Annotated in this window: 5 protein-coding genes; 2 read left to right on the forward strand and 3 right to left on the reverse strand. The window is 45.3% G+C overall.

The annotated features are described in order from the left end of the window. Nucleotides 1-715, forward strand: a 715-nt coding sequence (locus tag RMO35_RS15645; RefSeq protein WP_309742254.1) for a class I SAM-dependent methyltransferase, incomplete at its 5' end; no start/stop codon positions are given. 229 nt (nt 716-944) lie between these two features. Here the strand turns inward: RMO35_RS15645 and RMO35_RS15650 are convergent. The 3 genes from RMO35_RS15650 to RMO35_RS15665 form a co-directional block, all read right to left on the reverse strand. Beyond that, the gene (locus tag RMO35_RS15650) at nt 945-1427 is read right to left on the reverse strand and encodes a photosystem I reaction center subunit XI (protein WP_309742255.1); all 483 of its coding nucleotides are present in this window, start codon (nt 1425-1427) and stop codon (nt 945-947) included. A 184-nt stretch (nt 1428-1611) separates the two neighbouring features. Continuing rightward, the gene (gene psaJ, locus RMO35_RS15655; RefSeq protein WP_396135088.1) at nt 1612-1737 is read right to left on the reverse strand and encodes a photosystem I reaction center subunit IX; all 126 of its coding nucleotides are present in this window, start codon (nt 1735-1737) and stop codon (nt 1612-1614) included. 78 nt (nt 1738-1815) lie between these two features. Continuing rightward, the gene (locus RMO35_RS15665) at nt 1816-2313 is read right to left on the reverse strand and encodes a Photosystem I reaction center subunit III (RefSeq protein ID WP_309742256.1); all 498 of its coding nucleotides are present in this window, start codon (nt 2311-2313) and stop codon (nt 1816-1818) included. Nucleotides 2314-2603: 290 nt separating this feature from the next. Here RMO35_RS15665 and tsaD point away from each other — a divergent pair, with 290 nt between their 5' ends. Then, nucleotides 2604-3659: a tRNA (adenosine(37)-N6)-threonylcarbamoyltransferase complex transferase subunit TsaD gene (tsaD, locus tag RMO35_RS15670; RefSeq protein ID WP_309742257.1), complete on the forward strand. Its 1056-nt coding sequence runs from the start codon at nt 2604-2606 to the stop codon at nt 3657-3659. Nucleotides 3660-3806: the final 147 nt, after the last annotated feature.

The raw sequence follows: 3806 nt of genomic DNA on the forward strand, positions 1-3806 counted from the left end.
TGTCACAATGGTCATAGTTGCTGCCAAAGATCGGATACCAAAAAATATGACTAAATCGAGAACTCGCGTGCGGGAATTATCCACCGCAGCTTATGCTAATGGCGACTATACAGGCTGGTTTGAAACTTTATATGCTGAAGCCGACGGCAATCTCGATGCGATTCCTTGGGCAGATCGGGCGGTAAATCCCTGGCTGCTAGACTGGGTAAAAGCATCGCAGTTAAACTTCCAAAATCTGCGGGTATTAGTCGTCGGTTGTGGATTAGGAGACGACGCTGAGTACTTAGCTGGACTTGGTGCCAAAGTTACCGCATTCGATCTATCTCAAACGGCGATCGATTGGTGTCATACTAGATTTCCTAGCTCAAAGGTAAACTATCAAGCTGTCGATTTATTTACCGCTCCTGCTGAGTGGAAATTTGGTTTCGACCTAGTAATTGAGATTTATACAATTCAAGCTTTACCTGCCAATATTCGCCCAAATGCGATTGAGTCGATCGGCAATTTTGTCGCGCCTGCTGGTAAATTATTAGTAGTCTGTCGCGGTCGCAATCCTGAAGATGCTTGCGAGAGTTTACCATTTCCCCTCACGAAAGATGAGTTACATAAATTTATCGAGACTGGATTGACAGAAGTATCATTTGCCGATTCGATCGACGAATTCGACATCACCCCAGCCAGACGGTTTCGGATCGTCCATACGCGATCGAACTAAAAAATTAAATCTCACTCACTTCGAGTCACCAGTTGGAATAAAAATCAAATTGTATTTTATAGATTAATTTCTAAAAGCCAATCAGTGAAACAGATTGAAAGCTTTTTAGAAATATTTATAAATAAAATTACCCTATCTTCAGATTGGAGATAGGGTAATTTTAAATGGATTTAATGTTGAACAGGTAATAACAACAATTAAATTAATTATTAATTATTAATTAATTGACCTATTTAGCCAAGATTGAAAAAGTGCTTAATACCGGGATGTTGGCTACCAATAAGTAGGCAACAGCCGCGCCACCAATGCCGCCGACTAGGAAAGCAGAAGTAAAGTCACCCCAGCCTTTCCCACGCTCAAAATTTGCGGGTGGTTTCGGTGCAGCGACGCTCGGTAGTGGCGGTGGGGGGCTAACAGCCGCGTAGATGGCCAGACAAGCACTTAAAATAACCACCAAGCCAATGGTAGAAAGCAATCCGGCTAAGTAAGCTTGGTCGGTATGACGCAGCGGCCCTAAGAGGGTGAAGGGGCCGAGTAAGAAATACCCATGAGCCATGCCTACTTCCAATCCCCGGCGTTGCGGAGACAAACCAGCTCGGTAAGCTGGTAAATTGCTGATGAAAGCTTGGATGATACCCGAAGAGTTGATGGGAGTAGCTAAGTTACTCACTTCAGGACTGGGACTATTGACGGCTTGAATACGAGTAGCCATAGAAAACCTCTCAAAATAAATAGGGAAATGGAGGAATAGGCGCGAGCAGATTAGTAATGAGAGTAATAAGTAGAAAGGCTCAATCGAATATTAGATATTTCTGACAAGGGCTTCAGTTGATTTCTAATACTTAAAATAATTGTGCCGACCTACTTAAATAATCCCGCTCTGCTCGCATTAGATCCTACAAGGGATGAAATAATAAATCTGGGAAGACGTAATTAAATTCAATCAAAATGACCGCAGTAAATGCCATCCAAATTGTTGCCAAAACTGGGGCAGTAGATAAAAATCTGAGAAAATTTGACATGGACTATCTCCAGAATTTAAGATCGATAGGTGGCGATCGTCGCCATCAGTGGCACGATCGGGGAATGAGCTAAAGGATCTAGCGAGGTGAAACAGTGATTTCACTATCTTTAGCAACTAACTTACCGGAGGTGAATTCACCTAATGCAGCAGCAGGCCAAGCAAAACCGCTTAACATACAGCTAACTGCCAACGGTACATCGATGACGATTTCTTTTTCTTCGGTGTTGTCAAATTTCTTGATGGCGATAATATAGGCGCGACCGACCCAACCAATCCAGCCAGCAATGTAGAGAAATAAGATTCCTGGGATCAAGAAGTCACCTGCCCGATCGAGTCGTCCGTCTACAATCAAGTGAGGCAGTCCTTCAGGGCCGCACAAAGCTTGAGAGTAACGTTCAAAGCGTTTTTTGCCTGATTCGGGGTCATTGGTGGTGTTACGTGCCATTGACGCACGTTGCTGAAAAGCAGGAGAATCGCCACAACGAACGAGTCCGGCTACTTCTGAGGCAGATGCGAGGGGAGCAAAGTTGAACCAAAGACAGATGGCAAAAACCAAAGCCAACAGTTTTTTCATAGTGATTGTTTCCGTTTATAACAAAACAAATAGTTTTATTTACAAAACACACGATCGGGTTGACGATCTGCTTTAGCAAAAAAACTATAATAGTCTTTTGGTCGGTCTGCAACGGTCTTTCGTGTCGATCGCGAAAGATCGCTGATAATTGTAGAGATTGGCAAGATTCGACCAACCGATCGAGATTGCTAAGTAAGCGATTCAGGTTGGTGTAATATCTGAAATAACAGCTACACCGCGCTGATTGCCAAACTACTTATCTCTATTTTCATCTTTAAAATTAGCAGCTAATGACAACAGTTTTATCAATTGAAACAAGTTGTGACGAAACGGCGGTGGCAATCGTTACCAATCGTAAAGTTTGCAGCAGTGTCATCGCCTCCCAAATCCCAATTCATACTCAATATGGGGGTGTGGTACCGGAGGTAGCGTCACGGCAACATTTATTAATAATTACAGAGCTAATCGATCGAGTCATTAAAGAAGCTAATCTAGACTGGTCGGCGATCGATGGGATTGCGGCGACAGTTGCACCAGGATTAGTCGGCGCACTGATGATCGGCATGAGCGCAGCCAAAACTTTGGCGATTTTGCATGACAAACCATTTGTGGGCGTTCATCATCTGGAGGGACATATTTACGCGTCTTACTTGAGCGCACCAGAACTAGAACCACCATTCTTATGTCTACTGGTATCGGGCGGGCATACTAGCCTGATTCATGTCAAAGATTGCGGCGTGTATACCGAACTCGGGGCAACTCGCGATGATGCGGCGGGGGAAGCTTTTGATAAAGTAGCAAGATTATTGGATCTGGGCTATCCTGGTGGCCCCAAGATCGATCGCTTGGCAGCGCAAGGCAATCCGACGCTGTATCCTTTACCAGAAGGGAATATCTCGCTCCCTGGGGGTGGTTTTCATCCCTATGATTCGAGTTTTAGTGGCGTCAAGACGGCGGTATTGAGATTGGTGCAAAAATTGCAAGCCGAAGGGCGGGAGTTACCAGTGGCAGATATCGCTGCTAGTTTTCAACACAGTGTCGCCAAATCGCTTACCAAACGCGCGATCGCTTGTGCGACCGACTATGGATTGGAAACGATCGTTATCGGCGGCGGTGTGGCTGCTAATCGCGGCTTGAGGGAGACGTTAGCCACTGCGGCAAGTCAGCGAGGGCTGAAGGTGTTGTTTCCACCGCTGGAGTACTGCACGGACAATGCGGCGATGATCGGTTGTGCGGCGGCAGAGCATCTGAGTCGGGGACATGTGTCGCCACTAGATCTGGGGGTGCAGTCGCGGTTATCGATTATGGATGTAATGAGTTTGTATCGGACTGGTGAGGTTGGGTAAGGGGTAAAAGGTAAAAGGTAAAAGGTAAGAGGTAAGAGGTAAAAGGTAACGATACTTAAGTTATGGTGCAGGCGTTGCACTTGGGCTAGGTGTTTTACTGGGAGTTAAAGCTGGTTTAATAGATTTTGATGGGGGCTTGATTGCTTT

Source organism: Chamaesiphon sp. OTE_20_metabat_361 (assembly GCF_031364565.1).